Source organism: Siphonobacter curvatus (assembly GCF_002943425.1).
In the GTDB taxonomy this organism is placed as follows: domain Bacteria; phylum Bacteroidota; class Bacteroidia; order Cytophagales; family Spirosomataceae; genus Siphonobacter; species Siphonobacter curvatus.
Window position 1 is genome coordinate 404,239 of the sequence record NZ_PTRA01000001.1, and the last position, 19,982, is coordinate 424,220.

Genomic DNA, 19,982 nt, shown 5'->3' on the forward strand with positions numbered 1-19,982 from the left:
CCTACTTTTGCAAAAGTATCTTACCAACAGGGGGACCGCCTTCTTCAATACTGTTCAAGTGCTGAACTTTCTTTTCTAAGGGCGTTAACCTTTACTTACTTACTGTGTTCTATGCATAGGAGGCATACTTACGTAGTGAGTAATCCCAACACCCGCCTTTTACCTATTAAAAACCACTGCATGAAACTATTTTTTACTTGGATATTCAGTATAGCAACTCTGGGAGCCGTATTAGGTCAGGTAACTTTTTCCAAAATTCCGGCGGATAACCAGCTATTTCCCCGCAATGAACAATCGGAAGGAACCGTTGCCATTGCCGGTACCGTAACGGATGCCAGCGTAACCAAAATTTCCGTTCAGATTTTTCGCGGATCAAATTTATACCGCTACGCCTCGCAAAACCTGAGTTTTCAGAATGGCCGGGCTTCTTTCGCTCTCAATCCAACCATTAAAGCCGAAACGGTAGAGTACCAGGCCAGAATCTACATCGTAAAAAACCGGGACTCAACCTTGTACGCCACTCGCGTCAATCTGGTAGCGGGCGATGTGTATTTGATCAGTGGGCAGTCGAATGCCGTAGCGGGGGGCGAAGGACCCGACTATATTTTGTACGATCCCCAGCAAAATGAATTCTGTCGAACTTATACGACCAGCTACGCTGCGGAAGGGCCCAAGTGGGTAGTCGCTAATGGCCTGAGCGTAAACGTGGGCGTGTGGGGTACGGAGTTACAACGCCTCATTCGACAGAATAATCAGATTCCCACCTGTATTCTCAACAACGGCTCTGGGGGTCAGCCCATTACGTTTTTTAACGATCGTAATTCCGCTAACCCGTCCGACCTGGCTACTGATTATGGCCGGGCTTTGCACCGAAGCATGATGGCAGGCGTTCAGAATCAGGTCAAGGCTATTTTCTGGCGGCAGGGCGAGGCGGAAATTGGGGGTTTATCTTCGCAAATGCTGGAATATCCCGCTCAGTTTGATAAACTGTACCGCGGGTGGAAACAGGATTATCCCGGCTTGCAAAAGGTATACGTTACGCAAACGGGTATTCAGCCCGCTGGCGTGGGTGATCGGCCGGCTTTCGTACGGGATTTTCAACGGCGGACGGCCCAACTGTACCCCGATGTACGAACCATTACTACCATGGGCTTACTGGGCCACGATGGGATCCATTACCGGGCTCAGGATAACGTCATTTTCGCTCATAATCTGTATCGCATGGTCAATCGGGATTTTTACGGCTCGACGGATACGCTGCAAATCAATTCCCCCGATCCACGTAAAATCTATTATTCCAATACTCAACAGACTCAACTGACCATCGAATTTGATATAGACCAAGAACTGGTGGCACAAAAATCATTCGTTGGTACTTCCGTGCTTAATGGGCAGCAATTCACGCTGTATCTGAAAGATTATATCTATCTGGACGGACAGAGCGGCAGCGTAGATTCCCTGCGGGCTGAAGGCAATAAAGTGCACGTGTACCTCAATAAACCCGCTACGGCCACCCGGTTGACGTATCTGCCACCGGTGGTTCCGACGGGACACGCCATTGCGTATACAGGTCCGTATCTGCTCAACAAGCGAGAGCAGTACGCGTTTTGTTTCGAAAACGTAGCCATTGGTCCCTACCAGCCCAATCAGACGTTTCTGGCTACGAATGTAGATTTATATGAAGTAGCTCTCCGCTGGAACCTGCTGCCCAATACGCTAGAAACCAAGCTCGAACGACAGGAGAACCTGGGAACATTCACCGCCTTAGGAACATTACCGGCAAACAGTATTACCTATACCGACAAGTCCGTCGCTCCCGGTTCTCGTTACATTTATCGACTGCGTACAACCCTACAGTCAGGAATTGAGCTGACTACGCTCTTGCTGGTAATGATGCCGCTGCCTACCTCCGTAGAAAAACCTGCCTCCTGGTCGGTGCAATTAATTCCTAATCCGGCTCAGGAGGAAGTACTGGTGCAGCTTTCAAAAGCTCAACCGGTTCGTATTACCCTACTGGATCAGACGGGACGTATTCTGGGAGAGCAACAGGCCACGCAGGCGGAGAGTCGGCTTCGGATTGGTCATCTGCCCAGCGGCCTGTACCTGTTACGCGTACAAACCAACGAAAGAACGCATACGCAGCGACTGGTTGTTCAGCATTAAGAAATCACCAGAAATTTTTAGAAAAATCCATCGCCCGTTCCATTCGCTTGGTAGCTTTGCGGCGAATTGCGTAAGCCCCTGGCGGAACGTTTTCTGTTCGCGTCCAGGCGTTCTCGCGGAACCGTTAAACGATAAATCATGGAATACCGTATTGAGAAAGACACCATGGGTGAAGTGCAAGTGCCCGCTCATGTGTATTGGGGAGCTCAAACCCAACGTTCCATCCTGAATTTCCCGATTGCTCAGGACATCAACAAAATGCCGAAAGAAGTCATCGCGGCATTTGCGTACCTGAAAAAAGCAGCGGCCATTACTAACTTCGAACTGGGCGTATTGCCGGAAGATAAAAAGAACCTGATTGCTCAGGTTTGCGACGAAATTCTGGACCGTAAACTCGACGATCAGTTTCCGCTGGTGGTGTGGCAAACGGGTTCGGGTACGCAGTCAAACATGAACGTGAATGAGGTTGTTGCGTACCGGGCTCACGTCGTGAATGGCGGCGATCTAGCGGATAAGCAGAAATTCGTTCACCCGAATGATGATGTGAACAAGTCGCAGTCGTCGAACGATACGTTCCCGACGGCCATGCACATTGCGGCGTATAAAATTCTGATCGAGATTACGATCCCCGGCATCGAAAAACTGCGGGATACGCTACAAGCCAAGGCTGAAGCGTTCAAAAACGTCGTAAAAATCGGTCGTACGCACTTCATGGATGCAACGCCATTGACGCTGGGTCAGGAATTCTCCGGCTACGTATCGCAGTTGAATCACGGACTGAAAGCCATCAAAAATACGCTGGAACACCTGTCTGAACTGGCTTTGGGTGGAACGGCCGTAGGTACGGGAATCAATACCCCCGAAGGGTATTCGGAGTTAGTAGCTAAGCACATTGCTGATCTGACGGGTCTGCCTTTCGTAACGGCTGAAAACAAATTCGAAGCTTTGGCGGCACACGACGCCATCGTGGAAGCTCACGGTGCTCTGAAAACGGTAGCTGTCAGCCTGATGAAAATCGGTAACGATATTCGGATGCTGTCGTCTGGCCCACGGGCGGGTATTGGTGAAATCTTCATTCCTGACAACGAACCCGGTAGCTCGATCATGCCCGGTAAAGTAAACCCGACGCAATGCGAAGCCATGACCATGGTAGCGGCTCAGGTGCTGGGTAATGACGTAGCCATCAACATTGGTGGTTCAAACGGTCACTTCGAGCTGAACGTATTCAAGCCCGTGATGATCTACAACTTCCTGCACTCGGCTCGTCTGATTGGCGACGTTTGCGTAGCCTTCAACGACAAGTGTGCCGTGGGTATCGAACCGCTGACGGAAAACATCAGGAAGCACGTCAACAACTCCCTGATGTTGGTAACGGCTCTGAACCCGAAAATCGGTTACTACAAAGCCGCCGAAATCGCTCAGACCGCTCACAAAAATGGTTCTACGTTGAAAGAAACGGCTATTGCCTTGGGTTACCTTACCTCCGAAGAATTCGACGAGTGGGTGAAACCTGAAAATATGGTGGGTAAAATCTAGTATTGAAGAGGATTTACTTATAAAAGGTCCCCGGGAACGCGAAGTCTCCGGGGACCTTTTTGCTGGGTCATGCTTCGATCCATTCGCAACCGGCTTCCCGATACTGTTGCACCAGATTTTCATCCAGCCCAGCACGGGTAATGATGTAATGAATGGCCGAAAGCGGAGCAAATTTCAGATAGCTGTCCTGCTCGAACTTACTGAGGTCGGCCAATAGAACGCTTCTTTCGGCGTTGGCCAGTAAGGCCTTGGTAAAGGAAGCTTCCGTTTCGCTGCGGGCCGTCAAGCCATTTTTGAGTGAAATACCATCCACCCCAAGGAATGCCTTATCGGCATGATACCGAGCCACGTGTTCCAGGGCTACGGAACCGTGTACGGCCTGCCGCTGTACGTCCAGCTCTCCACCAATGAGATTGATGGAGAGGTGAGGAGCTTCCCGCAATTCCCAAATTAAAGGCAGAGAGTTCGTAATAATCTTCAGGTTCCGGAAGGTTTTGAGGTACGGACCCATCGCCAGCACGGTACTGCCGCAATCCAGAAAGAGTACGTCGTTTTCCTCTACTAATGTAGCCGCCCGCTGTCCAATCTGCTTTTTGGCCTGCGTATGGATGACCGATTTGTGAGTAAAGGGCACAAAGGGCAAGTCATTCCGGGTGGCTCCGCCGTGCGTACGAATCAGTTTGCCCTGTTCGGCCAGCGTATTTAAATCCCGGCGAATCGTAATCTCGGACGTTTGTAACTGTTCAGCCAGGAAGCTAACACTCCGTTCGTTTCCGTAGGCTAGATATTCAAGAATCTGTTTATGTCTGGTAATGCTCATAATTGATCGGATATGAACAAATATAATTTATTTTGATCGAAATTATTTGTTTTTGATCATTATTGATCGAATTTTGGATTCATCATTCGTTCAATCATCAAAAATGATCCGTTATGAATACCGTTCAAATTGTCAATACAGAAATCCTTTCCGACAACTGGTATACCTTACGTAAAGTCACCTTCGATTATCCCAAGCAAGACGGATCCTGGCAGCGACAGTCGCGGGAATGTTACGACCGGGGGAACGGAGCGGTAATCCTGCTGTATAATCGCGAAAAGAATACGGTCATTCTGACGGAACAATTCCGTATGCCCACCTACGTGAATGGCAACGATAACGGTATGCTTATCGAAGCCTGTGCGGGCTTACTCGATGCCGATAGCCCGGAAGACTGCATCCGCCGGGAAACGGAGGAAGAAACGGGATACCGAATCACACAGCCCGAGCGGGTCTTCGAGCTGTACATGAGTCCGGGTTCGGTTACCGAAATCCTGTACTTTTTCGTTGCGGAATATGAAGACACACACCGGGTCAACGAAGGGGGTGGGGTAGTGGAAGAAGAAGACATTCGAGTACTGGAGTTGCCCTTTCCACAAGCGTTACAAATGATTGAAAACGGTGAAATTAAAGACGCCAAGACCGTTTTGTTACTCCAACAGCTACTCCTCAAAGACCGGCTGAAAGCATCCGTATAATGAAATAAAAAAATTTTTTAAAAAGTACGGGGAATCCGGATTGAAGAGGCGGATTCCCCGTACTTTTATACGTTCATTGGCTTTACGTACCCTACACATCATGCACAAACCTCTTCGACTTACCTTATTTTTCCTTTTACTGGCTTCATTGGCCTTTGGGCAATCCAAAAAATACGTGGTGATTGGCTACGTTACGGGCGGCGGCTGGACCAAGGAAAGCCTGGAAGCGGACGCAAAAAAGATGACGCACATCAATTTTGCCTTTGCCGTTCCCAACGAGGCTGGTGTACTGGCTCCGCTCAACCAACGCGACGTAAAAACGCTCAAAGCTCTGGATGCTCTTCGTAGCGTCAATAAAGATCTGAAACTGCTCATTTCCATTGGGGGTTGGGGCGGTTGCAAGTACTTTTCGGACGTTTCGGTGAATGAACCTGCCCGTCAGAAGTTTGCTAAAAGCTGTATGAAGCTTCTCAATGAGTACCATCTCGATGGCGTGGATATTGACTGGGAGTACCCCGCTCAGGTGGGTGCCGGAAACATTTTTCGTCCGGAAGACAAACAGAATTATACGCTGTTGCTGAAAACCCTACGCGAACACCTGGACGCCCAGGAGAAGAAAAATAAGCGGCTCAAGTCTAATCCCTATCTGTTGACTTCGGCGACGGGTGGTGATACAGCTTTTGTCAGTCATACCGAGCTGGGTAAGGCGGCGAAGTACCTCGATTACGTAAACATCATGACTTACGATCTGTACCATGGCAATGACGTAGTGACGGGTCATCACAGTCCACTGTACCAGTCTAAGTTAGGGGATTATTCGCGGAATAGTTCGGATGATGCAGTCAAAGGTCACGTAAAAGCGGGCGTACCCATCAGTAAAATTGTACTGGGTGTACCCTTCTACGGTCGCGGCTGGACGAACGTGAAGCCCGAGCAAAACGGTCTGTTTCAACCAACAACTGATACCAAGCACTCCTTCACGAGCTATACGGAGCTGACCAATAAGTACATCAATAAAAACGGCTACACCCGTCACTGGGACGAGGCCTCAAAGGTACCGTACCTCTGGAATCCGGAAACCAAATCCTTCATTTCGTACTGCGATGAAGAGTCCATGCAATACAAAATGGACTACATCAAAAAACAAGGCATGGCGGGCGTCATGTACTGGGAATACCAGCTCGACATGCCCGGCAAAAAATTGCTCGATTCAGTAGTAGAGGGATTGAAATAGAAAAAACATAGTAAAACAAAGCGGGTACGGCTGATGAAGCCGTACCCGCTTTGTTTATGATACCCGCTTGTTTTATTGGTGATCATCCACTAGCTCTTTCTGAATTTTATCATCGGAGAATCGCGGGGCTTCGCTGTACACCAAGCGGTAGAAAATTCCTGCCACGATAGCTCCAGCAATCGGAGCTACGATGAACAGCCACAATTGAGCCATCGCCCAATCACCCACAAAGAGGGCCTGACTGATACTACGGGCCGGATTTACGGAAGTATTCGTTACCGGAATACTAATGAGGTGAATCAGGGTGAGTCCTAAACCAATAGCCAGGCCGGCAAAACCCTTAGACGCTTTCACGTCCGTAGCTCCCAAAATGATGATGAGAAACAGGAACGTCATAACAAATTCGGTAACGAAAGCCGCCTGCAAGGAATAGCCACCCGGCGAATGAGTACCGTACCCGTTTGCGGCAAAGCCCCCACTCAGGTCAAACCCGGCTTTCCCGCTGGCAATCAGGTAGAGAATTCCTGCTCCGGCGATACCGCCTAGAATTTGGGCCACCAGGTAAGGGACCAACTCGCTGGCTTTGAATCGACCACTAGCCAGAAAACCGAACGTAACGGCGGGGTTGAGGTGTGCCCCTGAAATATGTCCTAAAGCATAGGCAATAGTCACCACCGTTAGCCCAAAAGCCAGCGACACGCCGACCAGCCCAATCCCTACTTCTGGAAATGCTGCGGCCAGTACAGCACTGCCACAACCGCCTAGTACAAGCCATAAGGTACCAACAAATTCTGCTGCAAATTTCTTAGTCATGAAAGGGATACGTTAAAAGGGTTAGAAAACGATTGGGTACATTCTACTAAATCGTACACTAGACGAATGCTAATAAATGGTCTATCGAGCTACTTTTGTGAAAGTATAAACTAGTAGTAATTACTAGGTATAATTTAGACGTATGGTGTATATTTTACTTAGTATGGTAAGAATTTGTATATATACGTTATGAAAAGGGACGCTACACCTCAACCGGACAAAGTTGACGGACTCATTTTTCGGCCGTACCTTGCTTCTTTTTTCAGCATCAACAACGCGTTACGAATGAAACTTCTGCTCCCGCTCATGGTGACTGCAACACTGGCGTTCGGACAGCCTCGTCCGGCTACGGACAATCCCTTTCTGGCGGCTTACACGACGCCCTTTGGTGTTCCCCCTTTTGACAAAATTCGTACGGAACATTTCCAGCCTGCGTTTGAAGAAGGCATGCGGCAGCAAGCCGCTCAGATTCAGACTTTGGTACGCCGCCGGGATATGCCGACGTTCGAGAATACCATCGTAGCCATGGATAACAGTGGCGAAATCCTGGATCGGGTTAGTACCGTATTCTACAATCTGAATTCGGCCAATACGAACGATGAAATTCAGAAGATCGCTCAACAACTGGCTCCCCAATTGTCTAAGCACCGGGATGATATTCAGTTAAATCCCGATCTGTTCAAGCGGGTGAAAGCCGTATACGATCAGCGGAAATCCTTGAAACTGACGCCCGAGCAATTGATGTTGTTGGAAAAAACGTACAAGAATTTCGTACGGAGTGGAGCGGCTCTTTCGCCCGATAAACAGGCTCGTCTGCGAGAGATCAACCAGGAACAATCCCTGCTGACGCTGAAGTATGGTCAGAATTTGCTGGGCGAAAACAACGCCTACACGCTAGTGATCGATCAGCAATCCGATTTAAGCGGTTTACCCCAATCCCTGATTGCCTCGGCAGCTGACGAAGCTAAAAAGCGGAACATGGCCGGTAAATGGGTCTTTACGCTCCAAAATCCGAGCGTTATGCCTTTCCTGCAATACGCGGATAATCGTTCGCTTCGCGAGAAAATCTTTAAAGCGTATATCGAACGGGCCAATCACAACGACGACCGCGATAACAAAGCCATCATTGCCAAGCTCGTCGCTCTACGGGCCGAACGGGCTCAGTTGCTGGGTTACGAAAATCACGCGGCGTACGTGCTGGAAGAAAGCATGGCCAAAACGCCCGCGAAGGTGAACGAACTGCTGAACCAACTGTGGACGGCTACCGTACCCGTGACCAAAAAAGAAGCTGCTGACTTACAGGCTTTGATGGATAAAGAGGGTAAGAACGAAAAACTCGCGGGCTGGGATTGGCGGTATTATGCCGAGAAACTTCGCAAGGAAAAATACAACCTCGATGAAGAAGAGCTGCGTCCGTATTTCTCGCTGGAAAATGTGAAGCAGGGCATTTTTACGCTCTGTGAAAAATTGTACGGCCTCAAATTCACGCCTCTTGCCGATCTACCCGTATACCACCCCGAAGCGATGGCTTACGAAGTGAAGGAAGCCAATGGCAAGCACGTGGGTATTATGTACATGGATTTCTTTCCCCGGGCCAGCAAACGCGGTGGAGCCTGGATGACCAGCTACCGGAAGCAGGAAGTGCAAAACGGGAAGTTTATCGCTCCCGTTGTGTCCATCGTTTGTAATTTCTCGAAGCCCGTAGGCAACGCTCCGGCTCTATTGAGCATGGACGAAACGACGACCTTCTTCCACGAATTTGGTCACGCCCTGCATGGCTTACTGTCGAACGTCAATTACGGGAGTCTGTCCGGAACATCGGTGCCGCGTGACTTTGTGGAGCTGCCTTCGCAAATCATGGAAAATTGGGCTACTGAGCCGGAAATGCTGAAGCTTTATGCCAAACATTACCAAACGGGCGAAGTCATTCCGGACGCTCTGGTCGAGAAACTTAAGAAAAGTAGTTTGTTCAACCAAGGCTTCCTGACCAGCGAATACCTGGCGGCTTCTATCCTCGACATGGCGTATCACACGCTGGCTCCCGGACAAACACCCAGCGACGTACTGACCTTCGAGAAGAATGCCATGGATAAAATTGGCCTGATCGAGCAGATTCCACCTCGCTACCGGAGTACGTATTTCCAGCACTCGTTCTCGGGCGGCTACTCAGCGGGGTATTACAGTTACATCTGGTCGGCAGTACTGGATGCAGATGCGTTTGAAGTTTTCAAACAAAAAGGTCTGTTTGACAAAAAATCGGCGGAATCGTTCCGGAAAAACGTACTCGAACGCGGTGGTACGGACGAGCCCATGAAGTTGTACAAAAACTTCCGGGGAGCCGAACCCGACATCAAACCATTACTGCGGCGTCGGGGCTTACTGACGAATATGTAGAAACCAATAAAGGTGGAGTATTGAAAAGCAGGATGCGACTATCATCGCATCCTGCTTTTATTTTTAGATTTCTGCTTCACAAATAGTTAGCTGAACGCTTATTTGTAGGTAATTCTGAAGGACTGGATCGCAACCGATGCCTTGTCGGTATGGTCTTATTGAAAAGAATCGGATACTAAATCAGTAAAAGTATCCCCAAAACCGCTCTGTTATGTCGAATATATCCGCGTCTTCCCGTTCGTTTAATCCCTTGAAACTGCTCAGTAAAATTGGTCTGGACGGGTTCATTCTGGCCCTGTTGGGAATGATTCTTCTGGCGTATCTCTGGCCCGAAGGTGGACTGGGAGAAGGAACCTTTTCCTTATCCAATCTGGCTAATTACGGAGTGTCGTTGATCTTCTTCTTTTACGGATTACGGCTGAGTAAGGAAAAACTAAAGGCTGGCCTGACCAACTGGCGGTTACATATTGTCGTCCACGTTAGTACCTTCATTCTGTTCCCGGTGCTGGTCTTAATCGCCAAAACCTTTCTGGGAAATGCCGACAACCAAATGGTCTGGATGGGTGTATTTTTTCTGTCTACCTTACCCTCAACGGTATCTTCTTCCGTAGTGATGGTCTCCATTGCGGAGGGAAACATTCCGGCGGCGATTTTCAACGCCAGTATTTCCAGTATCTTAGGTGTGTTTATTACGCCGCTCTGGATGCAGGTGGTGAATACAGCAGCGGAAGGGGGCGAAAATCACCTGGGCGACATTATGGGTAAATTGATGTTACAGGTACTGTTGCCCGTGATTGTGGGGATCGTACTTAACAAATACGGTGGAGCCTGGGCCGAAAGCAAAAAGAAATTTCTTCGCTATTTCGATCAGACTACCATTCTGATTATTGTGTATACAGCTTTCTGTGAATCATTCGATCAGCACTTGTTTAGTAACCTCAGCTGGGGTGATTTGTTGATGTTGAGCGTAGGCATGTTAGCTTTGTTTTTTACGGGTTATTTCATCATTACAGGCGTTTGTAATCTATTGGGATTCAATCGGGAAGATCGCATTACTGCGGTTTTCTGTGGTTCGAAAAAATCACTGGTCCATGGTACCGTAATGTCTAAAGTACTCTTTACTAATAGTGCGGCGTTGGGGATTTTATTATTGCCGCTGATGCTGTATCATGCCTTGCAATTGATTGTGGTGAGTGTGATTGCCCAACGAATGGCGGCCCAGCATCATTTGTCGGAAGGAACTACTTTAACGAATTGAGAATTACGTCGTCTGGAAAGCGTTGGACTTTCAATATTCCCCCATGAAAAAATTTAAAAAAGGCATGATTATTCTGCTGAGTACACTTGTGATTTTAGGTCTGGTTACGGTACTCGTCTTGCAGTTGCCTACCTTCGGTGGAACGGCTTCGGGGGCTCGGCTCGAACGAATTAAGCATTCGCCGAATTACAAAAACGGCACGTTTCAGTATCCGCTCGAAACGCCGATGATGAACCCGGAATCTTCCTGGTTTAAGCTCATCGCCGCCTATTTCAAACCCACCGAAGGGCGGGAACCGGAACGGCCTTTACCGTCGGTGAAAACCAATCTGAAAACGCTGACCGGTACGGAACCCGTGCTGGTCTGGTTTGGACATTCGTCGTACTTTCTTCGCGTTAACGGAAAAAATCTATTGGTGGATCCGGTGTTCAGCGGCCGAACTTCACCCTTTCAATTTGTGGGTTCAAAGGCTTATCCCTGTACGGAAATGTACGGAGCCGACGATTTCCCGGAACTGGATGCCATCGTTATTTCCCACGATCATTATGATCACCTGGATTATGATACCATCCTGAAGCTGGCTTCCCGAACCAAACATTTTCACGTGGCTCTGGGCGTGGGTTCGCACCTGGAACGTTGGGGCGTGAAACCGGAAGCCATTACCGAATATGACTGGTACGAAGCCGGAAAAATCTCGGATGATCTGCAGTTGACCGCTACGCCGGGCAGACACTTCTCCGGTCGGGGACTTAAACGCGGACAGACGCTCTGGAATTCATACGTACTGAAAACACCTACGCAGACTATTTTTCTCGGGGGGGATTCGGGATACGGCCCTCACTTCAAGGAAATCGGTGAGAAATACGGTCCTTTTGATCTGGCTTTGCTGGAATGCGGGCAGTATAACATGATGTGGCATTACATCCATATGATGCCCGAAGAAACGGTTCAGGCCGCCAAGGATTTAAAGACTGAAGTGCTGATGCCCGTACACTGGGGCAAGTTTACGCTGGCCTTACACCCCTGGAAAGAGCCCATCGAACGGATGACGAAAAAAGCGAAAGAGGTTCAACAACCGATTACCACGCCCCGAATTGGTGAGCTAGTGCAAATTGGAGGTAACTATTCTACCGAACGTTGGTGGGAGGGGTATTAGGAGTTGAGAGTTTATTGGATAAAACCCGGTAAAGTTAGCGGGACGGGTTATTCGTAGCATTTGATACGGATGTTAACGTTGGTAGGCTGTGCCCACCGGGCGGGTCGAGTACCCGCATTTCATACGGGGCTAAGCCTATGGATTTCCTTCGGGGTTGGTGCTTTTAGGAGAGTGAGTTTAGGCTGGTAGATACTCTCTAAGAATGCTTAGTTTGATGCTTACGGGAAGGACGATAGAGAGGTAGAAACGAGCTTACCTCGATTACTAACTTTCTAAAGCAAAATGTTTTCTGGGAAGAAGATAAAACCGTGAACTAGAGCGGCAAAAACTGAAAACTCCAAACCAAAAACTCTAAACTCTACGCTGAATTTTGTACCTTTGCGGCTCGAAACAAGTTCTTTGACTAATCGCTTTTACCGAATATGCTGAATCGGAGGACGTTGCGAATCAAGGCCATGCAAACACTTTATGCATTGTATCAGGCTGAACGTTCCAACTACCAACTAGCCCAGGATTTCATCGTTGAAACCCTGCAACCCGACCTCAATTCCATGGAACGTCAGGACCCCGAACGCTTTGAAGGCCTTCGGAAACTGGCCCTGATGCAACTGGAGGAGTCGGTTACCAAAAAAGATACCGAAGAAGAGATTCCGCTGATGGCCCGTCAGGTGGCTACGGAAGCTCTGAATTATTACCGGCAGAAAACCCAGCAGGATCGCCTTCGCTTCGTACGCGATGCGACAGCAGATATTGAACGCATTTATGATCAGTATCTGATGATTTTGCTGCTCTTACTGGAGTTGGCCGAGGAAGCTCAATTGTATCAGGAACGGCGTTATCTGGACGAAGGCCTGAATACGAGTGTACTGGCGAGTAACCAATTTATTCATGCGCTGCGGGATATGCCTACGTTTGAAAACGAAGTCATCCGCCGGAACTTGAAATGGACGGAAGAAGACCGTGTACAATACATCCGCCCCTTCTTTAAGGACATTCGACAGGATGCTACTTTTCAGCAATACTGCCAGCGTAATCAGCATACGCCCTCCGAAGATGCCGACCTCGTGATGCACTTGTTAAAGCAACTAGTGTTTAAGAACGAGATGATTAAGACGGTGTTCGATGAGCAAAATCTGTACTGGAGCGAAGACAAAGACATTCTGCGTAGCCTAACGACCAAGACGGTAAAGTCTTATCAGGACGGTGATATTCGCCTGCAAACCCTCTTACCCGGCGGCGAAGATGATATCAAGTTTTTCAAGGAATTGCTACGGCATACGCTCGACAACGAAGAACGTTTCATGCAGTTCATCGTTGATCAAGTAACGAACTGGGATTCCGAACGGATCGCCCTGACGGACCGGATTCTACTGATGATGGCTCTGGCAGAAATGATTTATTTCCCTGGCATTCCGGTAAAGGTGACCATCAACGAATTTATTGAAGTAGCCAAGGATTACTCAACGCCTCGCAGTGGACAATTCCTGAACGGGGTACTCGATACGCTTTCAGCAAAACTTCGCGAAGATGGTACCATTCGGAAGAGTGGTCGTGGTTTGATCGATAATCGTTAAAAAAGTTTTCGCGGGCCTATTCTACATTTCCCTTACTTTTACAGAAGTGAAAGGTTGGAAAAAAAGAAGACTTCTTGATTATCAATCTTCGAAGGCCAGGAACACTAATTTGACGAATGGTTAAACCCGGTCAAATAGGGAGTTTCGAAAACAAAAACGTATCGAATGTACTTTTTAGAGCATTCGAATCTTTATAGAAAAACCATGAAAAAATCAACCCTTACTTTATTAGGCTTTTTGGCCGGTACGGCGGTTGGGGCTTCGGTAGGAATTCTGTACGCTCCCGACAGTGGTGAGAATACACGTGATCGCCTGGGGTACCGTCTTTCAAAATATCGTGAGCACTTGCAACAGCTTATTGCTGACTTAATGGCTCAAAGTGACTTGCCCGAAAGTCTGGCTAAGACCGAAGGAAAAAAAGTAGTAGACGAAGCTCGCGAGAAAGCTGAACGCCTGCTGGCGGATGTAGAATCACTCATGGGCCAGATTAAAGGACACTAAGCTAATTGTTGTTTACCGTTTCTCGGTGGAGATCTTTTAGCGAAAACTCTACCGAGAAACCGTAAACCCCCCTTCCGATGAAAAGCAAGTTTGTAGTAGGTCTGCTGTGCTGGGGTTTGCTGTTTTCCTGCAATACGGGAAAGCAACAAACGGCTACGACGGATGACCCTACCAAATTCCCCATTCTTAAGTTCGATCAGCCCGAAGTTGATTTGGGCAAAGTAACGGAAGGCGATACGCTGCTACACCGCTTTGCGTTTAAAAATACGGGTAATGCTCCGCTGGTCATTCAGTCCGCTTCAGCTTCCTGTGGCTGTACGGTTCCCGTGATTCCACTCAAGCCCATCGCTCCGGGCGATACGTCGAGTTTGCTGGTAAAATTCAACAGCAAAAACAAAGTAGGAGCGAACACCAAGACCGTAACGGTCGTGGCGAATACTAAACCCGAAACCACAACGGTGGCTTTCCGGGTAGAGGTACTCGAACCTGCTACGCATTGATATCCCCTTGTACTCGAATCCTAAATCTTAAACCTAGTTATGATGCTCTTACAAGCACCCGCCAGTGGCTCCAACTGGATGCAACTCGTTCTGATGGGCGGTATTTTTGTTGTCATGTATTTCTTCATGATTCGTCCCCAGCAGAAAAAGGCGAAGGATCAGCAGAAATTCATCACCGACATGAAAGAAGGCGACGCGGTTGTTACCATTGGCGGCTTACACGGAAAAATCGTGGAGACTACCGAAAAAACCGTGACACTCGACGTAGGCCGCGGTATGCGTTTAGTTTTTGATAAAACGGCCATTTCCCGCGACAGTTCCATTCGTTTGGGACAATAATCGGACGCTGTGTACCCATGCTTCCACAGGGAACGTGATTTTATACGTCTCTAGCCACTAGTATGAAGCATGATTACTCACAGTTAACCGATCAATAGGTATTGATCATTGAAAGTATGAAACCTGACTGGAAAGTCGCGAGTCTCTGCCTGGTAGGGGCTCTGCTTTTCTGGTTGATGAATGCTCTTAACAAAGAGGGATATTCAGCCCGATTAGCGTATCCGTTACAAGTAGCCTACGATGATTCATTGTACGTGCCTACTTCTCCGCTTCCGCGGCAAATTCAAGCCAGTATTACGGGCAATGGATGGGATTTACTCTGGCGTACCTTGTCGTTAGGTAATCAACCGATTACGTACGCCATTACGAATCCCCTGCATACCAAGTTTATCAACACGGCTTCTTTGACCAATTTGCTGTCGGATCAATTAAAAGAAACGCAGGTAAATTACATTATAGCGGATTCGCTGGATGTCAGTTTTGAGCGACGGGTGGTAAAAACCGTGAAATTACAGGCTGATACCAGTGACGTTCGCTTTCCCCGACACTTTGTAATCTCGACGGTTATCAACGTAATTCCACAAAGCATTACGGTGGAAGGCCCCGAGTCGGCGATGCGGGAGGTGCCCAATACGATTCTGATTCCACTCCCCAAGAAAATTTCGGGAGATTTTGACGAACGATTGGCCATTCCCTACGTGAATGCACCGAATGTAAATGCTACGGCGAAGCAGGTAAACATCAGTTTTGAAATCGCTGAATTACTGAGTCCGCCACCCGGAAGTAAATAACGTAATGATTTTATAGAACGCGACTCCCGTACCGATTGGAGTCGCGTTTTTGTATTTTTAGCTATGAGTAAGGTTATTGGTATCACGGGAGGGATTGGTTCAGGAAAGAGCCTCATTGCCCGTATTTTTTCTACACTGGGTATTCCGGTATACGAAGCCGACGACCGGGCCAAGCGGCTCATGAATACGGATTCGGAGTTACGTCAGCAATTGGAGGAATTACTTGGAAAAGAAGCCTACACTGCCGAGGGAATCTATAATCGAAGTTGGGTGGCTGGACAGGTATTTCACAATCCGGGACTTTTACAGAAACTCAACGCCTTGGTGCATCCCCGAGTGCGACAGGACGGAATGGACTGGGCTGCTCGCTATCCCGAGGCTCCGTATCTGCTGTATGAAGCCGCCATTATGAAAGCAGCGGGGCAGGGGAATAATTTTAAGAAAGTCATTGTCGTAGAAGCCCCGCTCGATTTACGGATACAGCGGGTACGCCAACGTGACCAGCGTTCGGAAGCCGCCATTCGGGATATTATTGCCCGTCAAGCCTCCGAAGAAGAGCGGCAGCAAATCGCTGATTATGTGATTCTGAACGACGAAAAAACACCCCTGATTGATCAGGTATTAAAACTCGATCAGGAATTAAGAAGTTTGTAGAAGGGCACATTTAGCCAACCTCATCAATTGGTCGAGCTGGAAACGCTGAAAGGATCGGTATATCGCCGGCCCCAGACTCGCCAACCCCGAGGGGGTTCTATATAAATAGCCCCGTATGCAATGCGGGGATTGACGACAGATATACGGGTGCAGGTTTCCTAACCTGTACCCGTTGCGGCTTCACTCGAATCCCTTAATCCCGAAGGGGGTTCTACACGGTACGCGAAAATCAAGAATGGTAAAACCCTGAAATGGTTTAAATCATTCCCCGAGCCTTCACTTCCAGATACTTGTTAATCGTATTAACCGTCAGTTTCTCCGGCGGCGTAAGGATGGACTGAATCCCGTACTGCTGCAACTCCCGCATGATTTGCTGCTTTTCATAAAAGAACTTCTCTGCGATGGTTTTCAGGTAAATCTCTTCCGTAGTATGGGCCGGAGCGTTCAGTAAAGCCCGTAATTCCGTGTTTTCGAAAAAGATAACAATCAACAGATGATCCTTGGCCAGCCGACGCAGGTAAGGTAAGACGCGTTGCAGAGCATTAACCGTTTCGAAATTGGTAAACAGTATCAGTAAACTTCGCTGACGAATCTGGTTTTTCACCTGCACGTACAGGGATTCGTAATCCGTTTCCAGAAAGCGGGTCTTTTGCCGATACAGCAATTCCATAATGCGTTGCAACTGTCCCGGTTTCCGATCCGCGGCTACCCAGGGACCTCGCTGGTCCGAAAAGGTGAGTACACCGGCTTTATCCTGCTTAAGCAAGGCAATGTTACTCATCACCAGGGTTGCGTTGATGGCGTAATCGAGCAAACTCAAACCGTCGAAGGGGCTTCGCATGACGCGACCTTTGTCAATTAGACAGTAAATAGCCTGCGATTTTTCTTCCTGGTAGGCGTTCACCATCAGTTCATTCCGCCGGGCCGTCGCTCGCCAGTTGACGGAACGGACTTCATCACCTGAAACGTACGGACGGATTTGTTCAAACTCCTGACTCATCCCCACCCGCCGAATTTTTTTGATACCCAGATCGGTCAGGCGACTGGAGATAGCCATGAACTCGTACTGCTTCATTTGCAGAAACGAAGGGTACACGGCCACCTGCTGATCCTGCGAGAACCGATACCGACGTTTCAACAGCCGCAGCGGGCTTTGAACGTACACATTAACGGCCCCGAAATCGTACTCGCCGCGTTGTACGGGCCGTAGCTCGTAGCGGATAATCTGCTCCGTTGCTGGAGTAAGCATCGTTTTGAAGAGCACATCCCGTTTTTGAAACTGTGCGGGGATTTCATCAATTATTTCAAGCGATACCGGAAATTTGTAGTGGTTTTCCAGAAAGATGGAAACGGGATTGGTATCGCCGTTGGAAAGGCGGTCTGCTACGTCCCGGCGAGCGAAAAAAGCCTTTGCTCTTGGATACAGCAACAGGCCATCAAAAATAGTCCCGACTATAAAAACGAAAAAGAGTACCTGTATCAGCCCAAACAGCCAGGGGACCATAAAGGAAAGCAGAAAGAGGAAAATAATCCCGATGAATACCGTAAAGAATAGTCGGGAGAGGTATAGCGAACGGATGAAATGCACGGGATCAAGCGTCGGTTTAGTCGATTCTATCAAAGATAGACAGGACATCGGTACCGACAAAAATCCATCGGTTCCGGATAAAAAAAGCTCTGGTATTTAAACCAGAGCTTTTGTAGTTACTGCAACTTGGCAATCTCTGCCCGTACAAAATTCATCAGACTGGCAATGTGTTCTTTGGAGAAATCGAATGGTATGTTGGCCGCCGCGTAGATTTCGCCCATGGGTCGGGTATAGCCGAGTTTAAGGGCGCTGAGGTAGCCTTCCAGTCCCTTTTGCGGATTTTCCTTGAAATTTTTCCAGACCCCAATGGCACCCAGTTGAGCGATACCGTATTCGATGTAGTAGAACGGCACTTCGTAAATATGTAACTGCCGTTGCCACTGGTACGCTTTGAAACGCTCCAGGCCACTCCAGTCGGTAATGCTGTCGGTAAATCGTTCATAAATCCGTAACCAGGCTGCATTCCGTTCTTCGACGCTATGGGTAGGATTTTCGTACAGCCAGTGCTGGAATGCATCGACGGTAGCCACCCAGGGCAGCGTTTCGATAATGTCTTCGAGGTGTTCCAGCTTCGCCCGACGCAGGTCTTCCGGATTCGGGAAAAAGACGTCCCAATGGTCCATGGTGATCAGCTCCATACTCATGGAAGCCAGTTCCGCCACTTCACTGGGTACATTCCGGAAGCTATTCAACGCCAGATCCCGCGTAACGATGCTGTGGACGGCGTGGCCCCCTTCGTGCAGAATCGTCACCATATCCCGCAGGTTCGACGTTGCATTCATAAAAATGAAAGGTACACCCGATTCTTCCAAGGGATAATTGTAACCACCCGGAGCCTTGCCCTTCCGTGATTCCAGGTCAAAGCGACCCATTGTACGCATCACGCGGAGGTAGCTACCCAACTCAGGATCGAGGCGGTCGAATACTTCAATGGTTTTGGTCAGCAAATCTTCGCCACTCGTAAAAGGTTTCAGCGGCGGCTGGCCCGAGGGATCTACCAACTTATCCCAGGGGCGTAATTCTGTTAGCTGCAAGGCCTGTTTACGATCCTTCGACAATTCGTTCAACACCGGTACGACGGTGCTGGCGATAGCCTCGTGGAAGTGAAAACAGTCTTCCACCGTATAGTCAAAACGGCCCATTGCGGCGAACATATAGTCACGGTAGTTCGCAAAACCCGCATTTTGAGCCAGTTGATGCCGTAAATCCCGAAGCTGGTTAAGTAAGGTGTCGAGGGCTTCGTGATCCTGATAACGCCGCTCCCAGATAGCCCGCCAGGCTTCTTCGCGGATGGTGCGGTCAGTCTGCATCAGTCGGTCACCCGCTTTTTGCAGAGTCATTTCCTCGCCATTGAGCGTAACGGTCATGGCTCCGGCGATGTTACCATACTGGCTTTGCAGAGCTTGCTGCTGCGTAAACAAGGGGACGTTTTCCGTCCGGAAAATTTCGATTTGCCGACGAATAGCCCGTAAGGTTACAAAATACCCTTCATCGGTTAATTTATCCACGTACGGACTAGCCAGGGCTTTCTGATCCAGCTGGTTTGCGAATTCCGCCCATTGGGGCTGAATGTGCTCGTTGAAAACCGTGAACGCTTCCACGTACGCCTCATTGGCCGTATCAGTCGTCATGCGAATGTACCGCCAAGCGAAGTTTTCGGAAAGGTAGCTTTCCAGTTCAGACCGGTCCTGAAACCACTGCCGTAATTCATCGGCATTGAGGACCAGACGGTCGCGGAGTTCTTCAAAAAAGGGCTGCACACTCGCCCAATCACTTAATTCGTAGGCCGCCGGAAGAAACAGCCGGGGGCGTTGTACAAGAGTTTCTGCCATAATGAAAATCGTTCGTCACCCAAAAATAAGCCTGCGAGAATCGGGCGTTTAACACCCCTAACAGGCGAAATGTTTCAACAGAAAAACGAATGAAACGCCTTCGTTAACCTCTTTTTTTTTCTATCAAAGTA

At 48.7% G+C, this 19,982-nt stretch carries 17 protein-coding genes; 13 read left to right on the forward strand and 4 right to left on the reverse strand.

Going from position 1 to position 19,982, the window contains the following annotated elements; all coding sequences use genetic code 11:
- Positions 1-180 precede the first annotated feature (180 nt).
- The gene (locus tag C5O19_RS01645) at positions 181-2,163 is read left to right on the forward strand and encodes a T9SS type A sorting domain-containing protein (protein WP_165795913.1); all 1,983 of its coding nucleotides are present in this window, start codon (positions 181-183) and stop codon (positions 2,161-2,163) included.
- Positions 2,164-2,301: 138 nt separating this feature from the next.
- The gene (gene fumC / locus C5O19_RS01650) at positions 2,302-3,699 is read left to right on the forward strand and encodes a class II fumarate hydratase (protein ID WP_104709623.1); all 1,398 of its coding nucleotides are present in this window, start codon (positions 2,302-2,304) and stop codon (positions 3,697-3,699) included.
- 67 nt (positions 3,700-3,766) lie between these two features.
- Here the strand turns inward: fumC and C5O19_RS01655 are convergent, their stop codons facing one another.
- Entirely contained in the window at positions 3,767-4,519 is a 753-nt protein-coding gene (locus C5O19_RS01655) for a DeoR/GlpR family DNA-binding transcription regulator (protein WP_104709624.1), read from the reverse strand.
- A 113-nt stretch (positions 4,520-4,632) separates the two neighbouring features.
- Between C5O19_RS01655 and nudK the strand changes: the two genes are divergently transcribed.
- Both nudK and C5O19_RS01665 read left to right on the forward strand, forming a co-directional pair.
- Positions 4,633-5,217, forward strand: coding sequence for a GDP-mannose pyrophosphatase NudK (gene nudK / locus C5O19_RS01660; protein WP_104709625.1), 585 nt, complete (start codon positions 4,633-4,635; stop codon positions 5,215-5,217).
- A gap of 100 nt (positions 5,218-5,317) precedes the next feature.
- Positions 5,318-6,451, forward strand: a complete 1,134-nt coding sequence (locus tag C5O19_RS01665; RefSeq protein WP_104709626.1) for a glycoside hydrolase family 18 protein — start codon at positions 5,318-5,320, stop codon at positions 6,449-6,451.
- A 72-nt stretch (positions 6,452-6,523) separates the two neighbouring features.
- On the opposite strand, the gene aqpZ is transcribed toward C5O19_RS01665, so the two are convergent.
- Positions 6,524-7,264, reverse strand: coding sequence for an aquaporin Z (gene aqpZ, locus C5O19_RS01670; RefSeq protein WP_104709627.1), 741 nt, complete (start codon positions 7,262-7,264; stop codon positions 6,524-6,526).
- 285 nt (positions 7,265-7,549) lie between these two features.
- Here aqpZ and C5O19_RS01675 point away from each other — a divergent pair, with 285 nt between their 5' ends.
- The 9 genes from C5O19_RS01675 to coaE all read left to right on the forward strand — a co-directional run bounded on the left by C5O19_RS01675 (position 7,550) and on the right by coaE (position 16,431).
- The gene (locus tag C5O19_RS01675; RefSeq protein WP_104713789.1) at positions 7,550-9,658 is read left to right on the forward strand and encodes a M3 family metallopeptidase; all 2,109 of its coding nucleotides are present in this window, start codon (positions 7,550-7,552) and stop codon (positions 9,656-9,658) included.
- Between the two features lie 211 nt (positions 9,659-9,869).
- Positions 9,870-10,916: a bile acid:sodium symporter family protein gene (locus C5O19_RS01680; protein ID WP_104709628.1), complete on the forward strand. Its 1,047-nt coding sequence runs from the start codon at positions 9,870-9,872 to the stop codon at positions 10,914-10,916.
- A gap of 43 nt (positions 10,917-10,959) precedes the next feature.
- Entirely contained in the window at positions 10,960-12,072 is a 1,113-nt protein-coding gene (locus tag C5O19_RS01685; RefSeq protein WP_104709629.1) for an MBL fold metallo-hydrolase, read from the forward strand.
- Positions 12,073-12,527: 455 nt separating this feature from the next.
- On the forward strand, positions 12,528-13,646 hold the full coding sequence (gene nusB / locus C5O19_RS01690) for a transcription antitermination factor NusB (protein ID WP_165795914.1): 1,119 nt from the start codon (positions 12,528-12,530) through the stop codon (positions 13,644-13,646).
- A gap of 204 nt (positions 13,647-13,850) precedes the next feature.
- Entirely contained in the window at positions 13,851-14,147 is a 297-nt protein-coding gene (locus tag C5O19_RS01695) for a YtxH domain-containing protein (RefSeq protein ID WP_094811334.1), read from the forward strand.
- 77 nt (positions 14,148-14,224) lie between these two features.
- On the forward strand, positions 14,225-14,647 hold the full coding sequence (locus C5O19_RS01700; protein WP_104709631.1) for a DUF1573 domain-containing protein: 423 nt from the start codon (positions 14,225-14,227) through the stop codon (positions 14,645-14,647).
- A gap of 39 nt (positions 14,648-14,686) precedes the next feature.
- Positions 14,687-14,986: a preprotein translocase subunit YajC gene (gene yajC, locus C5O19_RS01705; RefSeq protein ID WP_104709632.1), complete on the forward strand. Its 300-nt coding sequence runs from the start codon at positions 14,687-14,689 to the stop codon at positions 14,984-14,986.
- Between the two features lie 116 nt (positions 14,987-15,102).
- Positions 15,103-15,777, forward strand: a complete 675-nt coding sequence (locus C5O19_RS01710; RefSeq protein WP_133163284.1) for a YbbR-like domain-containing protein — start codon at positions 15,103-15,105, stop codon at positions 15,775-15,777.
- 63 nt (positions 15,778-15,840) lie between these two features.
- Positions 15,841-16,431: a dephospho-CoA kinase gene (gene coaE / locus C5O19_RS01715; protein WP_104709634.1), complete on the forward strand. Its 591-nt coding sequence runs from the start codon at positions 15,841-15,843 to the stop codon at positions 16,429-16,431.
- A 256-nt stretch (positions 16,432-16,687) separates the two neighbouring features.
- Here coaE and C5O19_RS01720 read toward each other — a convergent pair whose 3' ends face one another.
- Positions 16,688-18,019, reverse strand: coding sequence for a DUF58 domain-containing protein (locus tag C5O19_RS01720; protein ID WP_104709635.1), 1,332 nt, complete (start codon positions 18,017-18,019; stop codon positions 16,688-16,690).
- 116 nt (positions 18,020-18,135) lie between these two features.
- The gene (locus C5O19_RS01725) at positions 18,136-19,851 is read right to left on the reverse strand and encodes a M3 family oligoendopeptidase (protein WP_104709636.1); all 1,716 of its coding nucleotides are present in this window, start codon (positions 19,849-19,851) and stop codon (positions 18,136-18,138) included.
- Positions 19,852-19,982 lie beyond the last annotated feature (131 nt).